Here is a 24,390-nt window from a genome sequence, read left to right on the forward strand (position 1 = left end):
GCTACGGCGTGACGTTCTCGATCTTCACGCCGCCGACGCGCACGGTCGCCCCGCCGGCACTTCGCAGCCGCACCTCGGCAAAGATGTCGCGGCCCTCGGGCGGAGCTGCCGCGACGGTGCCGTCAGCGGACGCCGTCGTCGAACCGCCCGTGGTCAGCTTCACCGACGGCGGCCCGCCCACCGTGATCGAGGCGATCGTGCTGGGGAAGTCCGTGTCGTGGTAGTCATACGCGGTCGAGCCCGATGGCACCGAGTAGTCCATGACCTCGACGGTGTACGTACCGGCCGCCGGGCCGAGGGACACCGACTCGTCGGCGGTGGGACCGCCGGACTGCCCGACCACCTCGTCGTCGGTGTCGCACACCGCGAGGTCGAGGTCGGCGGATGGGTCGGAGGCACCGCCGAGGGCGATGTCCAGCGACGTGCTGCCCCCGGGCACCTCGATGGTGCTGGTCTGCGTCTCACCGTCGGCGATGGTCGACCGTGCCGTGCGCGAAGAGCCGAGGAAGCCGCCGAGGGTGCCGTCCACGGCCGCCATCCAGTTGGTCACCGTCCAGAAGGCGGAAACCGGGGTGCCGACCTTGGCTTCCGGAACGGTCGCGGTCTCCGGTCGAAGTCCGCGCCGGACCCGGGTGCGGGTCGGGGAGGCCATACGGGCTGTAGGCCCATGCCTCGGTCTTGCTGTCCTTCCGCAGCCCGTCCAGCACCTTGGTGTAGACCCCGGGCTTGCCCGCTTCGGCACACCCTTCCCCCCAGGAGACAATGCCCGCCACGCGCTCGTCATTTCGCCGGGATATCTTGCGCTTGTGTTCGGACATGGGTCACATCTCCGTTTGGTGGGAGGTGAGAGTCGCGCGGCAAAGTGTCGGCCCGGGGGCAAGCGTGGAAGAAGGCGAAGGGTCGACGTGATCCACGGCCACGGCGCACCAGCACCGTTGACGCCCATGTCCACGCGCAGACGCGCGACAGCATGACGACCACATCGCGCCCAGGAGAGCCTGGCTGCTCTTTGGGAGAGTTTGTACCTAGCTGATAGAGCAGGGAAGTCATGGTGACCGAAGACTGGGCACTGGTACTCGCCACAACCGCTGCCGACGAGATACTGCCAAGCCTGTCGGCGGCGATCCACGACAAGGTCCCCCACCGCTGGGCCGCCGCCCTGGTCGCCGGACAGATCAGCGTGACACCCGCCGCCGACGACGGCGACAGGCCGAGTGCCGACGAACTGGCCGCGCTGGCCGCGCTGGCGGTACCCGGCCACCCCTGGCACAAGCCGGTCGCCGTCGGCGGCACCACCCGCCCGGCCCTGGTGGCCGCCACCGCGGGGCCGTGGGCACCCGGCAGCCTCCTCGTCCTGGCCGACGCCACCGACCCGGTGGACACCGAGCACGCCTACCCGGCGGTGCAGTGCGGGTGGGAACTCGCGGCGGCCCTGCTGTCGCGCTCCGGCCCGTCATCGACCACGGCGGCGGAGCGCTTCTTCGCCGGGGAGCACGCCAAGCAGCTCCTCATCGCCCGCAACACACACGCCGTCACGCTCCAGGCCCTCCTCGCCGCCCTTCGCTCCCGGCGGCTGGACGACGCCCAGGCACGTCAGGCGGCCGCGGACATCGCCTCCACCGCCCTGACCACTCTGCGCACCGCCTCCGCCGCCCAGGAATGCACCGCGGAACGCGCCTTCACGCTGCTCACCGAGCAACTGCGGCCGCTGGTGCTCCACACCGACGTGGCCCTGGAGACAGTGCCCCCCGTGGCCGCCGACCGGCTGCTTCCGACTCTGGTGGGCGAGGCCGCGACCGCCGTGGCCCGCGGCTGCGTGCTGGCGATGCTGGAGCACACCCGCCCCCGCCGGATCCGCGTGGCCTGGCAGGTGACCGACGACCGGCTGGTGCTGGAGGTCCGTGACGACGGCGACTGCGCCCCGTTCCCGCGGCATCAAGGCGAATACCGGATGCGTGAGCGCCTGGCGCCGCTCGGCGGCGACTTCAGCATGGACACCGTGCCCGGCTGGGGCACCACGCTCACCGCCCGCATCCCGCTCGTCCTGCCGCCCAGCACCGATGTCGAGCTGCTGCGCGAACTCAGCCCACGGGAGCGTGAGGTGATGGTGGAAATCGCCCGCGGCCGGACCAATCCGCAGATCGCCGAACACCTGCATGTCAGCGAACACACCGTCAAGTTCCATGTCCGGCAGATCCTGTCCAAACTGGGTGTACGCACCCGGGGAGAGGCCGCGGCCCTGGGCCGCGCGGCACGCCTGTGAGAGAGCGTCCGTGACGACACCGCCCGACGCGCGGATCCATGACGGTTACCCCTTGGATCAACCCTCCCCCGCCGGAACGCGTCGTTTCCTTTGAAAGGGGCTCACCCCATGCGACACCGACAGAAGCGCGGTGCCCCGCAGCAAGGGAGTGCACGCCGTGCGAATCCTGTTCACCGGCCCGTCCAGATCCGGTCACGTCTTCCCCATGATCCCGACCGCCCGGGCGCTGCGATCGGCCGGACACGACGTTCTGTTCGCCGGTCAGATTCCGGTCGGACGACCTGACTCCGACAGGTTTTCCTGACCGACGGAGGCGAAGGCAAGAGGAGTGACGAAGGTTGTGGCTGAGCACATGGGAAGGAATGGCCGCCGGGCGGGCGGCCTCGGCCACCTGCCAGTCGGCCTCATTGAGGGGGTGGCGGCAACCAGGACATGTGCCCTTTCCCCGAATGCCCCGGATCCGCTCCGAGTTCTCCGGCGGCAGGCCGCCTGACCAGCGGTTCAGCTTCTGCCGGCGCGGCGGCCGGCAGTCGGGAACAGGTCCCAGCCTCGATGGCCCAGTTGATCCGTCTCGCCTTCGAGCAGCACGCGGGAGTCACGGAGCGCCCGGATATTGGCCGCCAACGTCTCGTCCGTATTGCACGGCGCGCCGCTGTCGGAGCCGTAGACCACGTGGTCACGCGGGACCATGGCGAGAGCCGACGCGAGAGGGGCGTCGTCTCCCGCGTTGGCGGTGTCCAGGTACAGCCTGCCCAGGTGCTCACGGATCTCGTCCCGGGTGATGTTCTGCGCGTTGGGCACCCAGGGCTCCGCTCCCAACTGCTCCAGCCGTCCGGACAATCCGGGCAGTGCTCCCCCGGCATGGGCGAGGATCACCGTCAGGTCGGGGTAGCGGCGGAGCACCCCGGCGTAGAGCATGTCGACGACGCTCCGGGCGGTCTCGAACGCCACGTCCATCAAAACGGCGGGAAGGCCGAGTTGGGGTGGCGCGATGGTGTTCGGGTGGATGAAGACGGCCGCCTGGCGGCGGTTCAGCTCGGCCCACACGGGTTCCAGCCGCTCGTCGCCGAGGAACACCCCGTTGTACCGGGCGCTCACCGCGTATCCGTCGGCGTGCAGATCCGATCGGGCTCGTTCTATCTCGGTCAGTGCCGCCTCGGGGTCGTCGGTGGGGAGCGCCGCCAACAGCCCGAACCGTGTCGGGTGGCCCGCGACGATCTTCGCTCCGTAGTCGTTGGAATCGCGCAACGCCGGCAGCGAGAAGGCGTGGGTGTTGCTGAGCAGTTGCATGGCGATACCGGTCCGGTCCATGTGCTCCAAGGCGGACTCCGGACTCCAGTCGTACGGCTGCGGCGCCAAGAACTGCTGCGAGCGCATGCCTTGCCACTGCTTGAGCCGCTGCTCTTCGGTAACCGGCGGGGTGAAATGCGCGTGCACATCCACCCACCCCTTGACCAACGTCATGCCTTCATTCCTTTTGGCGAGCACTGATGCGAGCTAGTTTCCCGTTTCCCCTGCTCCAGTCGTGGTTCGCTCTCCACGCCGGCCAAGCGGCGGCACGATCACGAATTCCTCAGTCGTGCACCCACCTGGAAGGGTTCGCGGGATCGATGTGGTAACCGGAACAGGGGATGGGCACGGTGCCGGCATGGGCCGACGTCTGCGAGAAGACGACGGCCGAGCCGCACAGCACTGCGACCATCACCGCGGTTGCGACACTGCGCAGAACTGTCGTTTCCCGTCAGACACTGGTACGCCACCACCGAGAAGGCGAGTGCGGACAACGCATTCATTCTGGGGCGGGACGGCTCCACGCCCGGCTGTCCTTTCCGGCGGTTCCGCCTGGCCGAAAGGGCAGTCGGACCGGCCGCATCGCACGTGCCCCGGGCCTGGACAGCGACGATCAGTGGCGGTGGAGGCGCCACAGGCCACCCCGCGGCGATCCCATGCACCGCGACCGCCACCGATCCCGGACCGGGCGGGATCCCTGCGACGGGACGGGCGAGTGACCCACCGGAGCATCTGGCGAGGGCCGGGAAGCGATCCGTCTGAGGGCTCCGCCGCCCCCTCTGGCAGCGGCCCGCTTCAAGATGCCTCCAATACGACGGGATGCCCGGACGCCGATCCGCAGCGACCTACGGCTCTCACATCTGCCCCCATCTCTCAGCAGGGGCCGGTGATCAGTGGTGGCGGTCCCGTTGGTGGTCCGCTGGGTCAGCATCGGTGCGATCCGCCGTACCAACCGGCTGCCGCCGCTACCGACGAGCAGGAGACGGTCCGGCCGGCCTTCAGGGAGTACGAGGCGACCTGCCATGTCGGCCGCCAGCCGGACATGGCCAAGTGCTCCTACAGGGCCGGCACAGGGAGCAGAACGGTCCAACCGCCCCCGCACTCCGCCCCTCGGCTTCCACCCACCTTGCACTACGAGCCAGAGAAACAGCAGGTCAGAGACGCTCCCGCTGTCCGCCCCGATCCCCTACCCCTATACGGAGGCCCCTCGCCGACGCACATCCGCACGCCGTCCCTGATCAGTCGTTGGTACGTCGTGTTGTCCGCTCAGGAAGCGCTGCGGCACCCTTCGCACCGCGTCTGACCAGCGCCGTCCTCGATCAGGTGGGTGATGTAGGACCTGCGCAGCGAGTGGAACTCCAACGCGGGGTCCAGGCCGACGGCGTCCCGGTAGGCGGCGAAGCGGGAGTCCAGCCGCTGGACCCCGATTCGCGGGCCTCGCTCGGACGGCCCAGAGGGACCGGCTTGGCGAATGCCGCATGCCAGGCAGGACTTCGCTGATCCATTCCTCGATCGTGCCAGGTGTCCAGCGCCAGACGGTCAGCACGCTGCGGCGCTTGGGCGGCGCCCCCTTCTTGGCCTTGCCGTAGCGGACCAGCAGGGTGCCGTACTCACCGAACTCCCGGCCTTCTGGGTTGTGGCCGAAGTCGGTGAGGCCGAGCATCCGGGTCTCGTTGCGTCGCAGGCCGTAGGCGTACGCGGCCTTGACCAAGGTGGCGTCCCGGAAGGCCGGCAGCCAGTCCTTGCGGCCCTTGCCGCGAACACGCGGCGTGACTCCGAGGCCAACAACCCTGCTTGGACCGCTTCCGTGCAGTCTCCGGCCAGCTTCCAGGGCGAGTGTCGCCTATTCGCATCCGATGCAATTGGCGTCGGTAGTAGTTTTGGTGCAGGATTTGGCGCCGAGAAGGATCATGATCTGACTCTTCGCCGACAGGTGGCTCTCGCGGGTGTCGGGCCGGTCTCAGCTCACTCCCCGCGACCGGCCCGGCCCGTCCCCGACCCGCGAAATCGGCTCGCCCGGGTCGAAGTGCCACTGTCAGGATGTCCCGGTGAGTACCGCGCCGCCCCTGACCTCCGACAGCTACGGACGAATCGTCGCCGGCTTGCGCGGACGAACCATCGTCGCGGTCGACTACTTCGTGCTTATGGTCGGAAACGAAGGCACCGATCCCGACGAGTGGGACTACGGCGCGTGGCACGAGCCTACGATGGGCGTCGAGCTGATCATGGACGACGGCGGCACCTACTCGGCTGTGTGGGGCAGCACGTTCGACTACTACGGGGTCGAGCTCTACTCGGCGCCTATGCGCGACTTCCTCTCCCGGGTCAACAAGCCGGGCGGGTCGGCACGCGTCGCGGTCGCGGACCACCCCCTCTGGGCCGGGGTCGTCTCCGCCCCGATCGAGTCGTGCCGCATCCAGTGGTACGACGAGGAGCGCGGCGCCCCGACTCCGGTGCCGGAAGCCATCTACCTGCGGACCGCCACCGGGCAGGTGTGGATCGCCGCTGGCCGCTCGGCGACTGACGAGCCTGACGGGCCAGGGCCGTTCTACTTGGGCACCGACGATGTGCTCGTCATCTTCGACACGGATGTCGTCGAGCGCGCTGGACTCGGAGGCTGATCAGCGGCCTCGAACAGGCTCGCGGGCAAGAGATCAGAGCGAGTTCTCGCGGATCAGCTCGACCCAGGTTGCGTGTGGCTCTTCCGCGACGACGGTTGGGTCGATGCTACGGACCGCGTCGAGGATCAGGTCGACACAGTTGTAGAGCAGGTCGTAGTGGCTGTCGAGCTCCTCCTGGGAGGCCGTGTCGGCAGGCTCGTTCACGCCTCCTAGGACTGCCAGGGCCGCATGCCGGCGCCAAGCCGTCTCGACGAACTGCGCAATCGAGGAGCTGAAGAAGGACACCGCCGGCTTGTGGAGACCCTCATGGAACGGCCTCGATGTCCATGAGCCACAACCGGTTCAGTCCGTCGATGGTGAAGTCGCGCCGCACCAGGTCATCGTGGACCGGTGGCCCGGCTTTGGCGTTCTTCCCGCGGCCTGCTCGTTTGCCGAAGGCACTCCACCAGCCGTTGTCCCGGCAGATCCGCCAGGCGGTCCGCTCGGCCATCACCTCACCGGCCGCGCGGGCCTCGTCGAGCAGGAAGCGGTGCCCGAACTCGGGATCGTCGCGGTGCGCGTCGAACAGGGCGTTGGTCCGGTATGCCTCGGCCATCTCAGCATCAGTGACCGGCCTGGTCAGCCACCGGTAGTAGGGCTGACGGGCCAGTCCGAGCACCCGGCGCGTCACCGCCACCGGCACCCGGTAAGGGGCAGCGGCGGCGGCCGGCTCGCGGACGAGCGGGTACATCATTTTGCCGGGAGGTTCGCCTGCGACAGATGCGCCGCAGCCCGCCTGGGTACCTCGTTCTCGTGCTCCAGCAGCCGGATTCGTTTGCCGGCCTCGTGCAGTTCGGCCGACTCACCGGCGGCGATGCGGGCCTGGCGCCCTCGTCGGTGGCGGCGCGGCGCAGCAGCTTTGACAGTGTGATCGGGTGGACCCGAAGTCGGTGGCGATCTGTTCCAGCGTGACGCCGGGCTCGCGGTTTCGCGCGACCCTCACGACGTCCTCGCGGAACTCCTTCGGTTATGGCTTGAGCACTGCAACGTCCTTCCAGGCCGCTTCTCAGCAAGCCAGGCCAGGTGACACCCAACCCTGCAACAGTCCCTGCCGCGTTCGAGGATCTTCACGGCTCCGCGGATGGTGACCCCGACCGAGCGGAGGCGGTGGCGCCGCTCCTGGTGCAGCGCTGTTTCGAGCTGGCTGCCTGGTTCTTCCGTCTCCAGACGGGCAACCGGTAGCCGATGTCTTTCGTGCACACCAGCCCGTCCGACCTACGTGGTCTGGCGGAGCGAGTGGCTCCGCTGGATGCGGTCCTGCCCCGGTTGCGCCGGGAATTCGATCTCCGAATGGGTCCAATATCCCTGCCGGCGTCAGAGCGCGAGCGCCTCATCGTAGGCGCACGCGATGCGGCGGGTGAACCGCTGCCGGAAGCGTCGATCGCGGCGGAGGCGCAGCGCAGGCTGACCAAGGCAGGGTGGGATGTTCTGGGTCCGGGCGCGGGTACTGCTGTGCGCAGCGGCTCCAGGAGCAATACCACTACGCTGGTCAAATGTTCGAAGATCAGTCGCTCTACGACTACTTCTCCGGCTGCTCTGAACGCGCTGACAAGGTGGGCTTCGCCCTCGTTGACGGCAGGGAGTTCCTGGGCTGGATCCATGAGGCGACGGAGGATCGCATTCTGTTGGCCTGGGCACCCAGTCCGTTCTACGCCCAGGCCAACGATGGGGAGACGTGGGCCCCCGAGGACGAGTGGGTGGCGTTCACCGCCCTGGTTCTTGAGGCGATCGCCAGATACGACCCGTCCGTACCAGGGTGGGTGAACTACCTCAGCTGAACGCCCCGGCAACCGCAGGGGTGGGAAGGTCCGACGCCGGGGCAGGCGCGTGGCTTGCTCCTGGCGGCACTGCGCACGCACGGGACTTGGTGCGCCTCGTTCGTACTGCCGGCCCACGGACTACGTCCGCGAGTTTATGGCAGCCCTCACTCCATGCGGCACGAACTGGCTGCCATGTGAACTTATCCACCGCAGGCCTGCAGTGCGGAGCTGAGCGGCTGGCCGGGCAGGAGCTCCATCACCAGATAGGCGCACGTCTGCCCGTTGTACGCGGCGGAGCCGAAGTCGTGGATGGTGACGATGTTTGGGTGAGCCAGGCCGCCGGCTACTGCGGCCTCACGGGCGAACCGGGCCACCTGCCGACTGCTGCCCGCATCACCGGTGAGGACCTTGACCGCGACCAGGCGGTCGACGTTGGGGTCGTACGTCTTCCAGACCTGGCCGAACCCGCCCGCGCCGATGGGCTCGATCAGCCGGTAGCGCCCGTCCAGCATGGCACCCGCTTGCACGACTCCCCCTCTCGGCGCACACCGCTACGCAAGGTGTACCAGGCGTGTACTCGTCACGCTACGCCGTGACAACCACCAGTACAGGGGGTGCTGGTCTGCTCGGCCGTGTCGCGCAGTGCAGCCGACTGAGGGACGTCGGCGTGCGTCCCCGACTCCCAGGCGCGCTCATGCCGGGACCGGCGCAGGGCGGCGGCCTCGGCGGCCGCGGCCTGGCGGCGGCGCTGTGCCCGGGTCGCCTCGATCGAGGCCGGCACGTCGTCCGCGACGACGTCCGGCTCGAGGAACGCACGGCGTGACAGCTCCCGCATCGCAGCGGTCTGCCGCTCCACCGCCTCCGCGATGTGCGGGTCCGCCCGCAACTCAGGCGCCGCCTCCCGGTGCACGGCAAGCGCGCGGCGGTAGCCGTCCGAGGCGGTCTCTCGGGTGCGCGGCGGGCCAGCGGGCGCGGTCGCGGGCTCCGGACCGACGTCGGCCGGCTCGGGCACCGGCACCACGCCGGGCGCCAGGATCCGCGGGGACCGGACGACCGTGCGGCCCGCCGACTCGTTGGCGGCCCCCGATGGTGCGGGCCTGCTCCAGCCGGGCCTTTGTCGCTCAGGCCGAACGACTCCGGGCACACGATGAGTTGGCCGGTGTCGGCGTCGTACGACACGGCGGCGACGTGCCCGGCGAGCTCAGGGGCGATGGCCGCCCACCGCTCGCGCAGCGGCGCGCCGACGCAGGGAGCTCCCACACGCGTTCGGTGACCAGCGCGCCAATCGCGGCCCCAAGGCCCATCGGCTCGCGCCCGTCGCGGCGCACCGTACGGCCGACCCGCGGCTTCGGCTTGGCCTTGTGGCTGCCGCCGTTCTTGCGCGCTGCCTCCATCGCGGCCCGCAGTGCGACCCGGCCGGGTCGCACTGCGGTTACCTCACTGCCGCTCACGCCTGCCTCCAGGTGCTGTATCCGAGGTTCGGATGCCCGAGGCCGGACAGTCGCTGCGCCTGGTCGACCAGCTGGTTGCTGAAGAGGCGCCTGGCCGACGTCTCGCCGTACTGGTCGATGTGGTCGAAGACCACCTGGTGGTCCTTCATCGCCCGCACTCGCCAGTCGCGGACCTGCTCACGGGTCAGGTCCTCGAGGACCAGCTCCTGACCGTCGTCGACGTCAGTCCGCTCCACAGCGAGAACAACGGCGGCCGGACGGAGCGCGGGCAGGACGACCGGGGCCACCGGCGCGGCCGGGACGTCGGTGGCCAGCTGCGCGGCCGCGGCTTCGGCACGGGCCTGAGCTGCGGCGGCCTTCCGGGCGCGGACCTGCTCCCACTCACGGGCCTTGGGCCACGCCCTGGCCGTCACGCTCTCGTGCAGCTGCCGCTCGGTGGCCACACGGCGCTCCGTCTCGGAGGCTCCGGGCATCGCGGCGTCAACGGCGGCCGCGACCTCGTGGCGCTGGGCACGGCGGTCGACCTGCCGGTCCTCGCAGCGCGGGCGGTCCTGGCCGGAGTCGAGAAGCACACGGTTGTCACACCGGGCGTCGCCGCACTTCTGGCGCTGCGGCAGCCCGCGGCCGATCAGCCAGCCCTCCGGGTCCTTGATCGGCCCGCCGGTCCGCATCTGGCCGGACAGGCGTCGGGCGATCCGGTCGGCGAGGATCTGCGGCGCATCGGTCCGGCCGGCGAAGCCCTCCGCCCGGGTCAGCTCGCTGTGGGGCGCGGCCTCCACCACACGTGCTCATGATCCGAGCGGGAAGCGCCAGGAAAGCGAAGGGGAGTTGCACGACTGCCACCGCGAATCCCGGCAGGCGGGCGACGACTTGCTGGACCGTCCCACTGTACGGAATGCATGAGCGATCAGCCGCCCACGGAATGGGCACCGAAGCGCCCCGCACAGCATCGCCGATAGGCTCGCTGACGTGCAGCAGCGTCTCGCCCTCTTCGATCTGGACGGCACACTGGTCGACCGCCAGGCCGCCTACAACAACGTCGTGACCGAGCTCTGCCGTGCCCACGGGCTCGGGCTACCGGCCGAACAGTGGCTGCTCGGCCAGCTCGCCGAACGGGCGAACATCAGCGACTTCGCCCAGTTCCGCGTTGCCTTCGACCTGAGCGAGCCCCCCGAAACGCTGTGGCACGAGTACGTCGACCGGATGGCGGCCGCCATCACCTGCCGCCCAGAAGTCCTTGAGGGCCTCGCCGAACTCCGGGCTGCGGACTGGACGATCGGCATCGCCTCCAACGGAGCGAGCGACATCCAGCGCGCAAAACTCGCCGCAACCGGCATCGCTGACCTCGTCGACGGCGTCGCGGTCTCCGGCGACCTGGACGTACGCAAACCCGGCCGCGAGCTCTTCGCATACGCGGCCGCGCTCTGCGGCCTGAACCTGACCGACGGTGGCTGGATGATCGGCGACAACCCGGCCGCGGACATCGGCGGCGGCCACCTGGCTGGCCTGCACACCATCTGGCTGCGCGGCCGCCCCTGGCCCCATCTCCTCCCCGCCGCGCACCACACCGTCGACGACGTCACCGACGCCATCACCATCCTGCTCAACGAGAGGCGGTAACACCGGGACCAGCCCAGCGTCGGCATCCTCCACCCCGGAAGCATGGGCGCGTTCGTCGCAGCCTGCGCCGCGACGAACGCGGCCTCCGTCCTGTGGTGCGAGGCCGGCCTAAGCCCGGCGACCGTCGCGCGCGCCCAGCACTTCGGGTTGACCGGGGTCGCCACGCCGGCAGAACTGCTGGACCGCAGCGACATCGTCATCAGTCTCTGTCCGCCGGCCGCCGCAGAGGACCTGGCCCGCGATGTCGCCGGGCACGGCTTCAGCGGGGTGTACGTAGAGGCAAACCATCACCCGAGCGGAAAGCGCGGATCGCCGACCTTCTCGGGAGTACTGCGGCCGTCGTCGACGGCGGCGTGGAGGCTGGCCAGGGCGGTGGTGTAGTCGGCGAGAGCTTGCGGGGCCAGGTGGCCTACCAGGATGAGGGTTCGGCCCCCCTGACCTCGCCGCGATCTCCGGCAGCACCGCCCCGGACATCGACGCCATCCTCGTCCAGGGCATCCCCGGCACCGTCGGCACAGCCCTCATCGGCGGCGCTTCCAACCGTTGCGTGGACATCGAAAAGAACACCAACGTCAACGCCACCCAGGCCGAGATCTGGGACTGCGCCGGCGGGCGCAACCAGACCTTCCAACAGACCTCGCGCAGCGAACTCGTGGTCTATGGCAACAAGTGCCTCGACGCCGACAACAACGGCACCACGGCCGGCACCAAGGTCATCATCCGGGACTGCACAGGCGGCACCAACCAGAAGTGGACCGTCAACTCCAACGGCAGCATCACCAACAACCTCTCCGGTCTCTGCCTGGACGCTTCGAACGGGGCAACGGCCAACGGCACCAAGCTGGTCCTGTGGACCTGCAACGGCCAGACCAACCAGAAGTGGACCCTCAACTGACCTACGCCTGAACTTCGCCTGAGGACCCGTCGTGGAGGCGCGACATCAACGGCCGACGAGCATGCGGCAGCCCCGAAACGGCACCCGCACGCTCGTCGGCCCGCCTCGTTCTCCACAGCGGCGGTCCTGCGGGGGCTGCCGTGCTCGCCGCCGCCGGGCTCTCTCCCGCTGGCTTTGTCAGTGAGTTCTGGCTCTGGTCCACTTCTCGTGGACGCGTACTCGGGGTGACCGTTGATCTTCGCGTGATGCCGGTCGATTCGCCCGAGAATCGCCCGGCTGGACGGTGGTGTGGTCGACAGTCCTTCGCCGTGAACGAAGTGCTGCCACAGCTGGATGAGCTGTTGTTCTCCTCGGACGAAGGCGTGTTGGTGGAGTCGGTCGAGGTGACCGAGACGGCCGTCCGGATCGAGGCTCGTGCGACCGCAGGACGGGCGGCCTGCCTGGGGTAAAGGTGCTGGCCGGGCCGAATACATGGCTCTTACCTGCGATTTCCGCATGACCTGCCGACAGCGGGCAAGCTCGTCGTGGTGTCGTTACGTGTGCGGCGGTTCGTCTGCGCGGAGGACTGCTGCCCGCGCAAGACCTCCGCCGAGCAAGTACCCGGACCCACCCGCAGGTTCGGGCGACGGACCGAGCGGCTGCGGTCGACGCCGGTGGCGGTCGGTCTGGCGCTCGCGGGCCGGGCCAGTGCCCGGATGACGGGCGCCTTCAAGGTTCCGGTCAGCCGGAACACCCCTGTTGAGGCTGATCGCCTCGCCTCCGGACCCCGTCACCACCACACCCCGTGTGGTCGGCGTGGACGAGTACGCCCAGCGCAAGGGCCGTGTCTACGGAACCGTGCTCGTCGAAGTACCACAGGAACGAGGGGGTGAAATCCAGCGTCGGTTCAGCGAGCCCGTGACGGGTTCGGCGCTGTGCGAAGAACTCCGCGCGCTCGTTTTTGTCCCGCAGCCCCTCGTCGAAGACCGTGCGCACCTCCGGGTAGAAGGTGCTGATCCAGGCGGAGCCGAGCATCGCCTGGGTTCCGGTGTACCCCTTCAAGGCGTGAGCGTGCCTCGGGGAGGATGAGGTGACTGCCTATCCCTTAGTCAAAGCGGTCATGGACGGGCGTTCCGAGGACCGTGACCCATTCGGTGGGCGTGGCGGTGAGCGGGGCCAGGTAGCCATCCCGTCTCGCGTGTTCGGGAAGGTCATCGCAGCTTCCGCTGCTGTAGATCAATGCCACGACCACGAGTCCAGGAGCGACGAGGCCGACCTTGAGCAGGTTTTCGCTCCGGCGCCCTTTCCGCCGTCGTGGTGGTCATGCCACTGCTGGAACGCCAAGGTCGGCGAGCAGGCCGCGCACCCGCTGCTCGATCTGATCCCGGATGGGCCGCACCGCATTCACGCCCTGGCCCGCCGGGTCGTCCAGTTGCCAGTCCAGGTACCGCTTGCCGGGGAAGACGGGACAGGTGTCTCCACAGCCCATGGTGATCACCACGTCCGAGGACTGTACGGCTTCGGGGGTGAGGATCTTCGGCTGCTGGGCGGAGATGTCAATGCCGACCTCTTTCATGGCTGCGACCACGGCGGGGTTGACGGTGTCGGCGGGCGCGGAGCCTGCCGAGCGGACCTCAATGTGATCGGCGGCGAGGTGGGTGAGGAAGGCGGCGCCCATCTGGGAGCGGCCGGCGTTGTGGACGCAGACGAACAGCACCGACGCACGCGGGGCGGGAGCGCTCATAGCAGGAAGTCTTTCTCGAAAGGGGCGGGTCAGGAGGAGGCGAGTTCGGGTTCGCCGTGCGGGACGACGACCTCGTCTCCAGCAGGAGCTGGGCGGCCGCAGACCGCTGCCACGGCGGTCAGTCCGAGCGCAGCTCCAAGCAGCTGGGCCGCGATGAAGGGGGCGACTGACGCAGGCGCGATTCCGGCGAAGGTGTCGGTGAAGGCGCGACCGATGCTCACTGCCGGCTTCGCGAACGACGTGGAGGAGGTGAACCAGTAGGCGGCTCCGATGTAGGAGGCCACCGCCGCCGGAGCGAGCGAGGCGCGGCCCATCGTGTTCAGGCCGAAGATCAGCAGGATCAGCCCGGCCGTGGCGACGATCTCGCCCAGCCACAGGTGGCCGGCGGACCGATCGTGGGTGGAGAACTGCACGAGCGGCTTCGCGAACATCGCGTCGACCAGGACCGCCCCGCCGATCGCCCCCACTGTCTGGGCCGGTACGTACGCGGCGACGTCCCGCAGGGTGAGCCCGTCGGCGGTGCGGCGGCCGGTGAACCAGGCCTCGAGGGTCACGACGGGGTTGAAGTGCGCCCCGGAGACCGGGCCGAGGAGCAGGATGAGCACGCCCAGGCCGAAGACGGTGGCGAGGGAGTTGGCGAGCAGTTGCACGCCAACATCGTGCGTACTTCGGTGGCCTGGATGCCGGAGCCGACGACGACCGCGACCGCGACCAGCAGCCCGGTCCCCAGGGCTTCAGCAGCTGTGCGGCGCCGAGGGATGCGGTCACGCGGTGGCTCCTGCGGTCTGCGGCGTGGCCAGGAACGCGGCGAGCTGGTCCAGGACTCCGGGGAGCACCCAGTAGTACACCCAGGTGCCGCGGCGTTCGCAGTCGATGAGGCCGGCCTGGCGCAGCAGCTTGAGGTGGTGGGAGATCGTCGGCTGGGACAGGTCGAAGGCGGGTGTCATCTCGCACACGCAGACCTCGCCGCCCTCCCGAGAGGCGATCATCGACAGCAGCCGCAGCCGGACCGGATCCCCGAGGGCCTTGAACACCCTCGCCAGCTGAGCGGCGCGCTCATCGTCCAGCGGCGCGGACGCGAGACCGTCGCAACAGCCGTCGGCGTCCTGGCCGATGACCTCAAGCTCTTGTTTCGACATGGCTCTATATTGACGTTTTTCGATTCAAGGTGCAAGGTTGCATCAACGAACGTCAATATAAGCCGTTCCGGGCCACCGCCATGCCCCGTCACTCAGGAGTGAGTCATGAGCGAGCAGTCCACCGACCTGCGTGAAACCGTCCGCGAGCGCTACGCGGCGGCGGCCATGAAGGTCACCGAGGGCAGCACAGCCTGTTGCGGTCCGCAGCCGGTCGAGGTCGACGAGAACTTCGGCTCCACCCTCTACGCCGCCGACGAACGCGACGCCCTGCCCGCCGAAGCCGTCGCCGCCTCACTCGGCTGCGGCAACCCCACCGCCGTCGCCGAACTCCGCGACGGCGAACGCGTCCTGGACCTCGGCTCCGGCGGCGGCATCGACGTCCTGCTCTCCGCCCGCCGCGTCGGACCGACAGGAAAGGCGTACGGGCTGGACATGACCGAGGAGATGCTCGCCCTGGCCCTCGCCAACACCGCCAAGGCAGGCGCGACGAACGTCGAGTTCCTCAAGGGCACCATCGAAGCCATCCCGCTGCCCGCGAACACCATCGACGTCGTCATCTCCAACTGCGTGATCAACCTGTCCACAGACAAGCCCGCCGTGTTCGCCGAAACCTTCCGCGTCCTCAAGCCCGGCGGCCGCATCGGCGTCTCCGACGTCGTCGCCGACGACACCCTCACCGCTGGCCAGCGCTCCGAACGCGGCGACTACGTCGGCTGCATCGCAGGCGCCCTATCCTTCGCCGAATACCGCCACGGACTGGAAGCCGCCGGCTTCAGGGGCATCGAGATCACCCCCACCCACCAGGTCGCCGACGGCATGTACTCCGCCATCGTCCGAGCCACCAAGCCGACGGCCGACGCGTGCTGCGGCGTCAACGCCTGCACCCCCGGCGAGAACTCCGCCGACCCCGCCCTGACCATCACTGAGGCCAAGACGGCATCCGGCTGCGGCTAGTGCTGCGACCGGAAAGGTTCACCGGCTCGCGACGCCCGGCACGGCACCTCGCCGCGTTGTCGCATCACCCGAGTACATCCAGTACGCGGGCGACGCTCCGCCTTGCGATGCACCGCACCGGACGCCGCGAGCTTCTCGGCAAACCTTTCCGGCCACAGCACTAGCGGATCCGCCGACGCGTCCCACGCTGGCTGGAGGACCCCGGCCGGGGCATTCGACTGGCAGCTAGTCTTGCTCCAACAAGCCGGTGTTGCAACGAGCGGTTGAGTCTGGTCAATACGTGTCGTTAGGCTCGCCGAGCACCTGGACGCCGCCGGCATAGCCGCGTCCATCGGCTCGGTCGGCGACGCCTACGACAATGCCCTGATGGAATCGGCGATCGGCCTGTACAAAACCGAGCTGATCAAGCCCCAGCGGCCCTGGAAGACGCTCTCCCAGGTCGAACTGGCTACCGCCGAATGGGTCGACTGGTACAATCACCGCCGACTCCACGGTGAGATAGGCCATATCCCGCCCGTCGCGTACGAAGCCAACTAATACACGGAATTCACGAAACACCGGGTCAAAGCCACATCCGAGATCTCTACCGAACCCGGGGCGGTTCACACTGAGGTTTTTCAGCGTGGCCTCTGATCGGGTGACGACGTAGATATGCGCAACGGACAAGGCTCCCGTGCCGTTGAGGGAGGTGTTCGACGTCTCAACTCACTGGCACAGGAGCCCTGTCGCAGAGGAGCCCTGTTGGTTTCCTATCCTGCCGCACTCGACCTGCCCCATGCCCTGGTCGAGTGGATCACCATGCTCCTCGTCACCCGAGAGGGTGACCGCCGCTGCAAGCTCCCGCCGCACCAGCGTGCCCTGGTCGGTCTGGTGTACCTGCGCCGACACGACACTCTCGCCCAGCTCGCCGCCGGCTTCGGCATCTCTGTCGGCATCGCCCGCGCCTACACCGCTGCGGTGATCGGCCTGCTCGACGACCGCGCGCCCGGCCTGCCGCTCTTTGCGACGGACACAGACCCTGGTCCGACGACCACTGGATCATCGACTGGAGTCGGTGGGTGTCGCTGGCGGTATCGGATCCGGATACGGCTTGGAGTCCAGGTCGTGCGTTTCTCGGAAGGCCGAAGTCGTCGCCCAGGCCACTCTGGGGTTGACGGAGAACTCGGAGCGCACTTGTGCCAGCCGTGACAGGCAGCCAGGACCGGCACCCTCGGAAAGCCGTTTCAGAGCCTGCTCCTCCAAGAAGTTGTCGAATATGCCGATCAACGTCGAGCAGAAGTAGAAGTAGGCCGCCATCTCCAGACGGAGGCGGTTCAGATATTCGTGAGCGGATCGTACGGCCTCAGAATCATTTGCGCTAGAATAAATTCGGTCCGTGATGCGGTCCATCTCGTCCAGCAGGGAGTCAGAAGTCGGCACGGGTGTACGATCCAGGGCTTCATGGAGGGTGCAGAGGAAAATCCCGGTGTCCGGCTCAAGGTCGATATGCTGTGCGGCGACTTCCAACGCATGAATCTTTCGCGAAAGGTCGCTCCGCACCATGGCCCGGGTAAGGGCCGCCAGCGTACGATCCGATTCCTGCTTTCCTTTCGCAAGTGAGACCAGGTTTCGGGCTGCGCGGATGAGGTCCCGCGGCAGCCCTCCGGAGATGACATGACAGAGGCAGAGGAAGGCCTCGGGCATACCGATGACGCGCTGTCTCATCAAGGTTCGCGACATCGACAGCGCGGCCGGGCCTAGATCCACCACGGTGTCCAGCGACGAGTCGAAGGCGTCCCGGACGGGTAGCCCGCGCCGCTCGAACGAGCTCATGGCATTGTCCGAGACGGATATCAGATAGAAACAGTCCTCCCGTCCAAAGATGCCCTTGATGTCGTTGATGAACTGATACACCTGGTCATTTGCGTCGATCTTGTCAAGCTCATCGATTCCGATGAATATCTTGCGACTGACCGCCAGTGTCCTGAGAAAGTCGTTCAACCGAGCTACGATTTCCGGGAATCCCATCGGATTCTCGGTCATTGTCGTGTTCGCGGAAACTCCGGCTTCTACACCTACCGGAGTTTTGATTCCGGTGGACCACGTGCGGGACATCGACTGCTGATATGCCAGCCCGCGGAGCAGTGCCGAAGCCTCGGCCGCATCCTTGCCGTGGGTCTCCGCGATCGTGCTGAACTCGTCAGCCCTTCGCCAGCGGTCCCCGCGGTACGAACTCCAGAAGACCCAACCCAGGCCGGAAGCGAAGATCAAGACGATGGCGGAAGCGAGATGGGCCGGTGGTTTCCAGTGCATGCCGGAGATGATCAGCAGGAAGATTCCCCAGCAACCCGCGAATGTGAGGACGGTCATGACGCCGATGTCGACCGGCGTGTAAGCGGAAGGGCCTTCCTCTCCTTCATCCTCGCGGGGACGCTGCGGCAGGAAATTATCGGGCACGACGGCAGCGCACAATCTGGAAAAGAGCAGCAGAATGAACTCCCGCGCATCATATTTGACGGGTGCCGGGATCAGCACACGGACCGGTGGTTTATCGGCCAGAGATTCCGCGACCGGTGCATGCTCCTTGGAGCAAAAGTGTCGCAGCAACGTGGTCTTTCCGACTCCGCGAGGTCCGGATATACCGATGCTGCCGCCGGGCATCGTCGATATCAATTGGTTGATCTCTTTCACCGCCGGCACGGTGATGAGGAACTGTGGATCCTCCAGCTCTGCCAGTCCTTTGGGATCGCTGATGTCAAGGACCAGAGAATATGAGGGTTTCCGGCGATTAATCTCCTCGCGCAGCAGTCCGGACACCGCTCGCCCTCGGAGGACCGCTCGCCAGTCCATCCATGCAGCTTCAAGATTGTTTTGCAGTACCGTGTGCCGATCCGCCACGGCGTCCTTGTGTTTGCGATCACGGATCTTGTTGCGTACGGCACGCCATCCGACGAAACCCATGATGAGGAGGATAAGAATCCCGGAAATTCTTCCGGCGGTCCCGTCACTGACGAAGAAAGCGAGAGCAAAAAGCACGCCGATTGCGATACCGCCAAGCGAAATCAAGGACACGAGTATTCTTCTGAGTGTCACCCATGGGGTATTCGACGCGAGTGTCTTCTGCATGGCCTCCTCGTGCGCCTCAAGATCCTGCAGGCGGCTAAATTCACGCGAATATGCGGACTCCAGTTCTTCTTGCCGTTTCTTGATTTCTTTTTTCAGTTCATCGGCGGAAATGTCGATCTTGCGCATGGCGGAGATAATTTCCGGGTCAGTCCGGAGTGCGTCAGAGATCGCGCGGTCGATCTCCTTCCGCTGTATTTCTTCCCAGTCCATTACCGCTCACCTGCCGTCAGACGGCGGTCGCCTATTTGTCCCCTCCCTCCAGACTGGTCCGGTTGTGGATCCTCCGCAATGCGGGCCGGCCCAAGGGCTTGCAGCTCATCAACATGTCCGCGAGTGCGTCAACCAGACCTGCCGCCGGAACTTCGTACGCCAACGCGACCGTGTCGAGTACAGGCGGAACCGCACCAGCGGCATTAAGCACAGCACCCGTGAATGCGCCCGCGCCCGGGCCCAACGCGAACACCGTCGGCGCCGCAAGCAGCAGGAGGGCCTGTGGGGCGAGCGGGTCTGTTCCGTACACGCCTGATCTCACTCTCCAACTGCGAGGCGTCATTTGGCTGCAGGGTTGGCTGTCCGAGCCGAGGAACAAGTCCAGGTCCTGGGACGCAGACTTCGTGCGCGGGCTGGCAAGCGCAGCGGGTGCGGGCCAGGCGTGGCACAGCGAAAGGCGGGGCGTCCGGGTAGGCGTGACGGCCGTGTCAGCGCTGCGATCAGGTGACGGCTGACGGACGGACAGCGCTGCTGGGGGGTGTCGCGGATCCAGGACAGGCCTCCGAGGTCCAGGCGCCGACGGGTGCGCGTGACTGCTACGTAGGCCGCGTGGCCTCGGCGTCGTCGATCGGTTCGGGTGCCCTGCGACGGGCGTGCGCGACGCACAACTACGAGCGCGGAGTCGATCTGGTCGCGATCCAGCAGATGCTCCGCCACTGGACGGTCAGCTCAGCCATGCGTTACGTCCGGCCCTACGCGACGTTCATCGAGGACGCCTACCAGCGGGCGGTAGCCGCCACCCTGGTCGAGCTGACCGGAAAGGACACCACAGCGTGAAGATCCGATGGCGGCTGCGGACGGCCGCAGCCCAACGCGAGGTCTGGACCGGGACCGACCTGCGGCGGCTGCTGGCCGAGAAAGCCCTTCTTCTCGCCGTTGCTGGTGTCGGGGACCGAGACGGCGGCGTCGAAGTGGACTTCGCACGGGCAGGGCTGTACGCGCACTCCCGAGGAAGGCGGCGCCGTCGACCGTGACCTTTTCTCCGCTGCTCCAGCCGGCGGTGGACACGTCCAGCGCGCGGCCGGCGACGACGCAGTCGAAGTCGAACGCCGCCGGGTCATCGCAGATCGCGCACGGCGGCGCCTGGCCGTTTGCCAGCGTCTCGCCGCTGTCACGGGTACGCGTCGAACCACCGGAGACTCTCCAGCCACTCGAGCCCTCCTGGTCCTAGACGTCGACCGTGGCAACGCGCTCGCCCCGGAAGACCTGTCCACCCCGGCCGTCGGCAGTGCCTTCTTGCCCAACCGCTAGGAGCCGAGGGAGGCGATGTTACGTCGCGTCTCCGCAAGGTGGATGTCGACGTACCGCGTGAGGGTCAGCGCGGGCTCAGCGGCGGCGGAGGTCCTCAGCCCAGTTCCGAAGCGGTCCTTCGAGGACCAGGTTGTCTCCGCGGGCCACGGTCCGGAGCAGTTGGGCGCACACGGTCGCTCCGGCGGCGAGGCCGGCCGGACGGCCGCATCGCCGATGCGGGGCGCCGGGCCCCCATCGCCGGTGGTCCTTTGCACCACGGAGCGGCCAGTCAGGTTTTCGTTATCGGCGTCCTCCCCCATCCGTCTTATAGGCATGCATGGGACACGACAGATCAGCCGCCGCACCATACTCAAGGCCACGGGCGTCGCAGCCGGAGCCGCCTCGATCGGCGCCGCCGCCACCCCCTCGGTGGCGGCGGGCGGGGCCTTCGCGCACCCCGGCCTGCTTCACACCGGCGACGACCTCGCCCGGATGGCCTCCAAGGTGAAGGCCGGCGCCTCCCCCTACACCGCCGGGTACGCGAAGCTGACCGCCAACCGGCATTCGCAGAGCAACTGGACGGCCAATCCGCAGACCATCGTGTACCGAGGCGCGGAACTGCGCCCCCGCAGCACGTGGCCGCAGAACTACGGGATCCTTTACAACGACATCCATGCCGCGTACCAGAACGCCCTGCGCTACCACGTCAGTGGCGACAGCGCGCACGCCGACACCGCCGTCGCGATCCTCAACGCCTGGTCGGCGAAGCTGACGAAAGTCTTCGGCAGCGCCGACCGGTTCCTGGCCGCCGGGATATACGGGTACCAGGCCGCCAATGCGGCCGAACTCGTCCGCGACCACAAGGACTTCCAGCTCGAGAGATTCCAGAAGATGCTGGTCGACGTCTTCTACTCGGTGAGTGAGGACTTTCTCGTCAAACACAACAACGGCACTCCCGCCCCCCACTACTGGCCCAACTGGGACCTGTGCAACATGGCCTGCGCGCTGGCCACCGGCATCTTCTGCGACGACCAGGCCAAGGTCGAGCGGGCCGTCGAGTACTTCAAGCACGGCGCCGGCATGGGCTCGATCAAGCACGCCATCCCGGCCGTGCTCGACGACGGGCTCGCTCAGTGGATGGAGGCCGGGCGCGACCAGGGGCACTCGCTGATGGGCGTCGGCCTGATGGGCACCTTCTGCGAGATGGCCTGGAACCAGGGCATCGACCTGTACGGCTACGACGACAACCGCTTCCTCAAGGGCGCTCAGTACGTGGCCAAGTGGAGCCTGGGCGGGAATGTGCCGTACACGCCCTACGCCCAACTGGACCAGCGTCCGGGGATCCAGCACCCCACCGCGGTCGCCCAGGCCAGCCCGACACAGGTACGGCCGGTCTGGGCCATGGTCGCCAACCACTACACCAAGCGGCGCGGGCTGTCCGCCACATACCTCACGCAGATCGCCGCCAAGGCCGCGCCCGAGGGCGGCGGCGGGGACTACGGGCCCAACAGCGGCGGGTTCGACCAGCTCGGCTTCGGAACGCTGGCGTTCACACGGGACAAGGCGACGGACACCGAGGCCAGGCCGAAGCCCGCCGCTTCGGCCTCGGGCGCCGCCGCCGGCTCGCGGCCCCGGACGGCGGCCGCCGCATCGGCCTCCCCCACCACGGGGGACGGTCTCGCCGCGACCGGCTCCGGGGAGATCGTCGGGTGGACGGCCGCCGCGGGCGTCACCGCCGTCGCCGGCGGCCTGCTCTTCCTGCGCCGACGCGACCGGGGGCGCCACGGGGCGTCGTAGCAGGGCGGTGCAGTCCTTCCCTGCCTCTGCTCCCCTGCCGGCTGTCGCGCTGGCCGGGACGGTCGAACCGGCAGAGGTTGCTCGGCCCGGACAGCGAGCCGATGGCCTCCTTCGTAGGCGGAACGGAAAAATTCTCCAGGTTTTTGAGATGCCGGTGGCCGGCCACCGGTCTCCACATCCGTAAGGATCACCAGCACTCCAGGAAGCGCCCTGACTCCATGAAGCGATCTTGGCACCTTGCTCTGGCGTCCGCTCTCGTCGCCGGAGCCGTCACCCCGGCGGTTGCCGCGGGCAGCGCGGTCGCCGCGGACGGCGACATCACCTCGGCCGTCCTGGCGAACCGTGATGTCGTCCTGACCGGCGACGCGGTCGTGCGCGTCCCACAGGGAACCCACACGTACACCGGCGTGATCAGCGGTGAAGGGGCCCTTCGCGTGTCCGGCACCGGCACACTGGTCCTCGCCAGGGACAGCACCTTCACCCTGCCGCACTCCCGGCAGCACCAGAGTGTCCAGATCCCGGGCGGCAACCACCCGTACGTCGTGGTCGGCAGTCCCGACGAGCCCGCGGTCACCGTGGACGCGGGAGCGACCCTCCAGTACGGCACCGGCGGTACGACCGGCCTGATCGGGTCCTTCCCGTACAACACACCGGGTTACCAGCAGAATCAGGACAACATCCGGGTGGACGGCACACTGCGCCTTTCGCTGACCCGGCTGTTCAACCTGGGCGTCATCAGCGGCTCCGGCCTGGTCACCCAGCCCCGGGGCATGTGGGGAACGCTCCAGGTCTGCGGCACCAATCCGTTCTCCGGCATCTTCGACAACGGCACGGGCGTCAACTTCGCGAGCACCACCTGTGCCGCCGACCTGCCCAACGCCCGCTCCATCGTCAACCGCGGTTCATGGATCATCGACACCCCGCTCAACCACACTGTCGTACAGCGGCAGAACTTCTACAGCCACGAGTACGGCAACGACGTCAACGTGCACTCCCGCCCAGGCAGCAAGGTGATCCTCACCGGCGTCTACAGCTGGAGTGACAGCGCCGACGGGGCGGCGCCCTCGCTGAGCGACCCCGGACTGAACTGGCGACCCGTGCCCCACAAACTCAACAAGCGCGGCACCAACATCGAGGGCGCCGACGTCCAGTGGGGCGACGGGACCACACACATGATCTTCATGCCCGGCACGGCACAGACGGTCTACATCAACCTGCACGCCAGACGGCAGCGCTCCCGGCTCACCTTCGACTACAACGGGCCGGTAACCCTGGGCGCGCCCATCGGCGGCGGCATGTACCACGACACCCTGAGCGCTCCCGGCGCCGGGGACATCGTCGTCGCCGGCACCAGCGGCAACGACGTGACCTTCGCAGCAGCCCAGTACTACGACGGATCCACCACCATCGACAGGAGGGCGACCCTCCATCTCGGCTCCGGAACCTCGGGCGGCGACGGAAGCCTCCACACCGGCGGAGTCCTCGACAAAGTTATCGACAACGGTTCACTCGTGATCCGCAACACCAGGACACCCACCGCGCTCCCGGCGGTGACCGGTACCGGATCGGTTACCCAACAGGGGGCGGCGGCCACCACCGTCACCAGCGCCACCTACACCGGCGTCACCACCGTGGCCAAAGGCAGCCTGATCGTCTCCGGGACCTCTTTGCGGACTTCCAAGGCGGTCGCTCTGAGCGGTCCCTCGGCCGTCCTGGACCTCAGCAAGGCACGCGCCACGACCCTGCGCAGGCTGCAGGTCGTCACAGGTGCGAAGATCCTTCTTCGACGGAACTCCCCCGAGCTGACCGTCGGTTCGACGACCGCAAAGGTCTCCGGTACCCGTCTCGCCATCGGCGGGGTGCGCTTCTCCGTCAGCCGGGCCGGCGCCCACACCGTACTCACCGCTCTCCCCGCCCCCACGCCCGCACACCACTCCGCCGCGACAGGACCGGACCCCTCCCCCGCCAGGCCCTTGGGCGCCTCCACCGGCACCATGGCGGACACGGGCAGCAACTTCGACGTGCGGTGGGCTGTCACAGGAGTCGCGGGCGTCGTTCTCGCCGGCGCCGCCTCGCTCTTCTTCTTCGTACGCAGCCGCTCGCGTCCGCGTCCGGCCCCGCGTCACTCGCGCTGATCCCCGGCCGCCATGGATTCCGCTGGCCCGCCCTGGCTGTCAGCGCTCACCCTTATGATGAGAGCGCTACCACGGTGTCCGTGATACCGACGGCGGTT

Annotated in this window: 22 protein-coding genes and 4 pseudogenes; 13 read left to right on the top strand and 13 right to left on the bottom strand. The window is 68.0% G+C overall.

Annotated features, from left to right (window positions below; all coding sequences use genetic code 11):
- Position 1: 1 nt before the first annotated feature.
- On the bottom strand, positions 2 to 652 hold the full coding sequence (locus ACFYMM_RS25270; protein ID WP_388390279.1) for a PPC domain-containing protein: 651 nt from the start codon (positions 650 to 652) through the stop codon (positions 2 to 4).
- Between the two features lie 64 nt (positions 653 to 716).
- A pseudogene (locus ACFYMM_RS25275) lies at positions 717 to 818 on the bottom strand (hypothetical protein); the annotation flags it as partial.
- Positions 819 to 1,048: 230 nt separating this feature from the next.
- Between ACFYMM_RS25275 and ACFYMM_RS25280 the strand changes: the two are divergent.
- Positions 1,049 to 2,263: a LuxR C-terminal-related transcriptional regulator gene (locus ACFYMM_RS25280; RefSeq protein ID WP_388390281.1), complete on the top strand. Its 1,215-nt coding sequence runs from the start codon at positions 1,049 to 1,051 to the stop codon at positions 2,261 to 2,263.
- 501 nt (positions 2,264 to 2,764) lie between these two features.
- Here the strand turns inward: ACFYMM_RS25280 and ACFYMM_RS25285 are convergent.
- On the bottom strand, positions 2,765 to 3,727 hold the full coding sequence (locus ACFYMM_RS25285; protein WP_388390283.1) for an amidohydrolase family protein: 963 nt from the start codon (positions 3,725 to 3,727) through the stop codon (positions 2,765 to 2,767).
- Positions 3,728 to 5,601: 1,874 nt separating this feature from the next.
- On the opposite strand from ACFYMM_RS25285, the gene ACFYMM_RS25290 reads away from it, so the two are divergent.
- Positions 5,602 to 6,174: a hypothetical protein gene (locus ACFYMM_RS25290; RefSeq protein ID WP_388390285.1), complete on the top strand. Its 573-nt coding sequence runs from the start codon at positions 5,602 to 5,604 to the stop codon at positions 6,172 to 6,174.
- A 33-nt stretch (positions 6,175 to 6,207) separates the two neighbouring features.
- Here the strand turns inward: ACFYMM_RS25290 and ACFYMM_RS25295 are convergent, their stop codons facing one another.
- Positions 6,208 to 6,459 (bottom strand): SUKH-4 family immunity protein, encoded by a 252-nt coding sequence (locus ACFYMM_RS25295; RefSeq protein WP_388390287.1) that lies wholly within the window; start codon positions 6,457 to 6,459, stop codon positions 6,208 to 6,210.
- A 19-nt stretch (positions 6,460 to 6,478) separates the two neighbouring features.
- On the bottom strand, positions 6,479 to 6,907 hold the full coding sequence (locus ACFYMM_RS25300) for a hypothetical protein (protein WP_388390289.1): 429 nt from the start codon (positions 6,905 to 6,907) through the stop codon (positions 6,479 to 6,481).
- Positions 6,908 to 7,706: 799 nt separating this feature from the next.
- Here ACFYMM_RS25300 and ACFYMM_RS25305 point away from each other — a divergent pair.
- A complete protein-coding gene (locus ACFYMM_RS25305; protein ID WP_388390291.1) occupies positions 7,707 to 7,991 on the top strand; it encodes a hypothetical protein in 285 nt (94 codons plus the stop codon).
- A 182-nt stretch (positions 7,992 to 8,173) separates the two neighbouring features.
- Here ACFYMM_RS25305 and ACFYMM_RS25310 read toward each other — a convergent pair whose 3' ends face one another.
- The 3 genes from ACFYMM_RS25310 to ACFYMM_RS25320 all read right to left on the bottom strand — a co-directional run bounded on the left by ACFYMM_RS25310 (position 8,174) and on the right by ACFYMM_RS25320 (position 10,203).
- A complete protein-coding gene (locus tag ACFYMM_RS25310; RefSeq protein WP_388390293.1) occupies positions 8,174 to 8,500 on the bottom strand; it encodes a protein kinase in 327 nt (108 codons plus the stop codon).
- A gap of 53 nt (positions 8,501 to 8,553) precedes the next feature.
- The gene (locus ACFYMM_RS25315) at positions 8,554 to 8,985 is read right to left on the bottom strand and encodes a hypothetical protein (RefSeq protein WP_388390295.1); all 432 of its coding nucleotides are present in this window, start codon (positions 8,983 to 8,985) and stop codon (positions 8,554 to 8,556) included.
- 435 nt (positions 8,986 to 9,420) lie between these two features.
- Positions 9,421 to 10,203, bottom strand: a complete 783-nt coding sequence (locus ACFYMM_RS25320) for a hypothetical protein (RefSeq protein WP_388390297.1) — start codon at positions 10,201 to 10,203, stop codon at positions 9,421 to 9,423.
- A gap of 190 nt (positions 10,204 to 10,393) precedes the next feature.
- On the opposite strand from ACFYMM_RS25320, the gene ACFYMM_RS25325 reads away from it, so the two are divergent.
- The 4 genes and pseudogenes from ACFYMM_RS25325 to ACFYMM_RS25340 all read left to right on the top strand — a co-directional run bounded on the left by ACFYMM_RS25325 (position 10,394) and on the right by ACFYMM_RS25340 (position 12,388).
- Entirely contained in the window at positions 10,394 to 11,044 is a 651-nt protein-coding gene (locus ACFYMM_RS25325) for an HAD family hydrolase (RefSeq protein WP_388390299.1), read from the top strand.
- A gap of 42 nt (positions 11,045 to 11,086) precedes the next feature.
- Entirely contained in the window at positions 11,087 to 11,425 is a 339-nt protein-coding gene (locus ACFYMM_RS25330; protein ID WP_388390301.1) for a hypothetical protein, read from the top strand.
- Positions 11,426 to 11,486: 61 nt separating this feature from the next.
- Positions 11,487 to 11,939: pseudogene (locus ACFYMM_RS25335) on the top strand (ricin-type beta-trefoil lectin domain protein); the annotation flags it as partial.
- Between the two features lie 308 nt (positions 11,940 to 12,247).
- The gene (locus ACFYMM_RS25340) at positions 12,248 to 12,388 is read left to right on the top strand and encodes a hypothetical protein (protein ID WP_388390303.1); all 141 of its coding nucleotides are present in this window, start codon (positions 12,248 to 12,250) and stop codon (positions 12,386 to 12,388) included.
- Positions 12,389 to 12,659: 271 nt separating this feature from the next.
- On the opposite strand, the gene ACFYMM_RS25345 is transcribed toward ACFYMM_RS25340, so the two are convergent.
- From ACFYMM_RS25345 to ACFYMM_RS25360, 4 genes and pseudogenes are all read right to left on the bottom strand, one after another.
- Positions 12,660 to 12,980 (bottom strand): hypothetical protein, encoded by a 321-nt coding sequence (locus ACFYMM_RS25345; RefSeq protein WP_388390304.1) that lies wholly within the window; start codon positions 12,978 to 12,980, stop codon positions 12,660 to 12,662.
- Positions 12,981 to 13,239: 259 nt separating this feature from the next.
- Positions 13,240 to 13,662, bottom strand: a complete 423-nt coding sequence (locus ACFYMM_RS25350; protein WP_388390306.1) for an arsenate reductase ArsC — start codon at positions 13,660 to 13,662, stop codon at positions 13,240 to 13,242.
- A gap of 29 nt (positions 13,663 to 13,691) precedes the next feature.
- Positions 13,692 to 14,422, bottom strand: a pseudogene (locus tag ACFYMM_RS25355) (aquaporin).
- A 4-nt stretch (positions 14,423 to 14,426) separates the two neighbouring features.
- A complete protein-coding gene (locus ACFYMM_RS25360) occupies positions 14,427 to 14,801 on the bottom strand; it encodes an ArsR/SmtB family transcription factor (protein ID WP_388390308.1) in 375 nt (124 codons plus the stop codon).
- A 105-nt stretch (positions 14,802 to 14,906) separates the two neighbouring features.
- On the opposite strand from ACFYMM_RS25360, the gene arsM reads away from it, so the two are divergent.
- The 3 genes and pseudogenes from arsM to ACFYMM_RS25375 form a co-directional block, all read left to right on the top strand.
- Positions 14,907 to 15,755, top strand: coding sequence for an arsenite methyltransferase (gene arsM / locus ACFYMM_RS25365; RefSeq protein WP_388390310.1), 849 nt, complete (start codon positions 14,907 to 14,909; stop codon positions 15,753 to 15,755).
- 366 nt (positions 15,756 to 16,121) lie between these two features.
- On the top strand, positions 16,122 to 16,292 hold the full coding sequence (locus ACFYMM_RS25370) for an integrase core domain-containing protein (RefSeq protein WP_388390312.1): 171 nt from the start codon (positions 16,122 to 16,124) through the stop codon (positions 16,290 to 16,292).
- Positions 16,293 to 16,496: 204 nt separating this feature from the next.
- Positions 16,497 to 16,775, top strand: a pseudogene (locus tag ACFYMM_RS25375) (transposase family protein); the annotation flags it as partial.
- 18 nt (positions 16,776 to 16,793) lie between these two features.
- Here ACFYMM_RS25375 and ACFYMM_RS25380 read toward each other — a convergent pair.
- Positions 16,794 to 19,070, bottom strand: coding sequence for a hypothetical protein (locus tag ACFYMM_RS25380; protein ID WP_388390314.1), 2,277 nt, complete (start codon positions 19,068 to 19,070; stop codon positions 16,794 to 16,796).
- Positions 19,071 to 19,712: 642 nt separating this feature from the next.
- On the opposite strand from ACFYMM_RS25380, the gene ACFYMM_RS25385 reads away from it, so the two are divergent.
- The 3 genes from ACFYMM_RS25385 to ACFYMM_RS25395 all read left to right on the top strand — a co-directional run bounded on the left by ACFYMM_RS25385 (position 19,713) and on the right by ACFYMM_RS25395 (position 24,292).
- Positions 19,713 to 19,907, top strand: a complete 195-nt coding sequence (locus tag ACFYMM_RS25385) for a hypothetical protein (protein ID WP_388390545.1) — start codon at positions 19,713 to 19,715, stop codon at positions 19,905 to 19,907.
- A gap of 786 nt (positions 19,908 to 20,693) precedes the next feature.
- Positions 20,694 to 22,157 (top strand): alginate lyase family protein, encoded by a 1,464-nt coding sequence (locus ACFYMM_RS25390; protein WP_388390316.1) that lies wholly within the window; start codon positions 20,694 to 20,696, stop codon positions 22,155 to 22,157.
- A 218-nt stretch (positions 22,158 to 22,375) separates the two neighbouring features.
- Positions 22,376 to 24,292, top strand: coding sequence for an autotransporter (locus ACFYMM_RS25395; protein WP_388390318.1), 1,917 nt, complete (start codon positions 22,376 to 22,378; stop codon positions 24,290 to 24,292).
- Positions 24,293 to 24,390 lie beyond the last annotated feature (98 nt).

Origin of the sequence: Streptomyces sp. NPDC006739, assembly GCF_042869815.1 — a bacterium.
Lineage (GTDB): Bacteria > Actinomycetota > Actinomycetes > Streptomycetales > Streptomycetaceae > Streptomyces.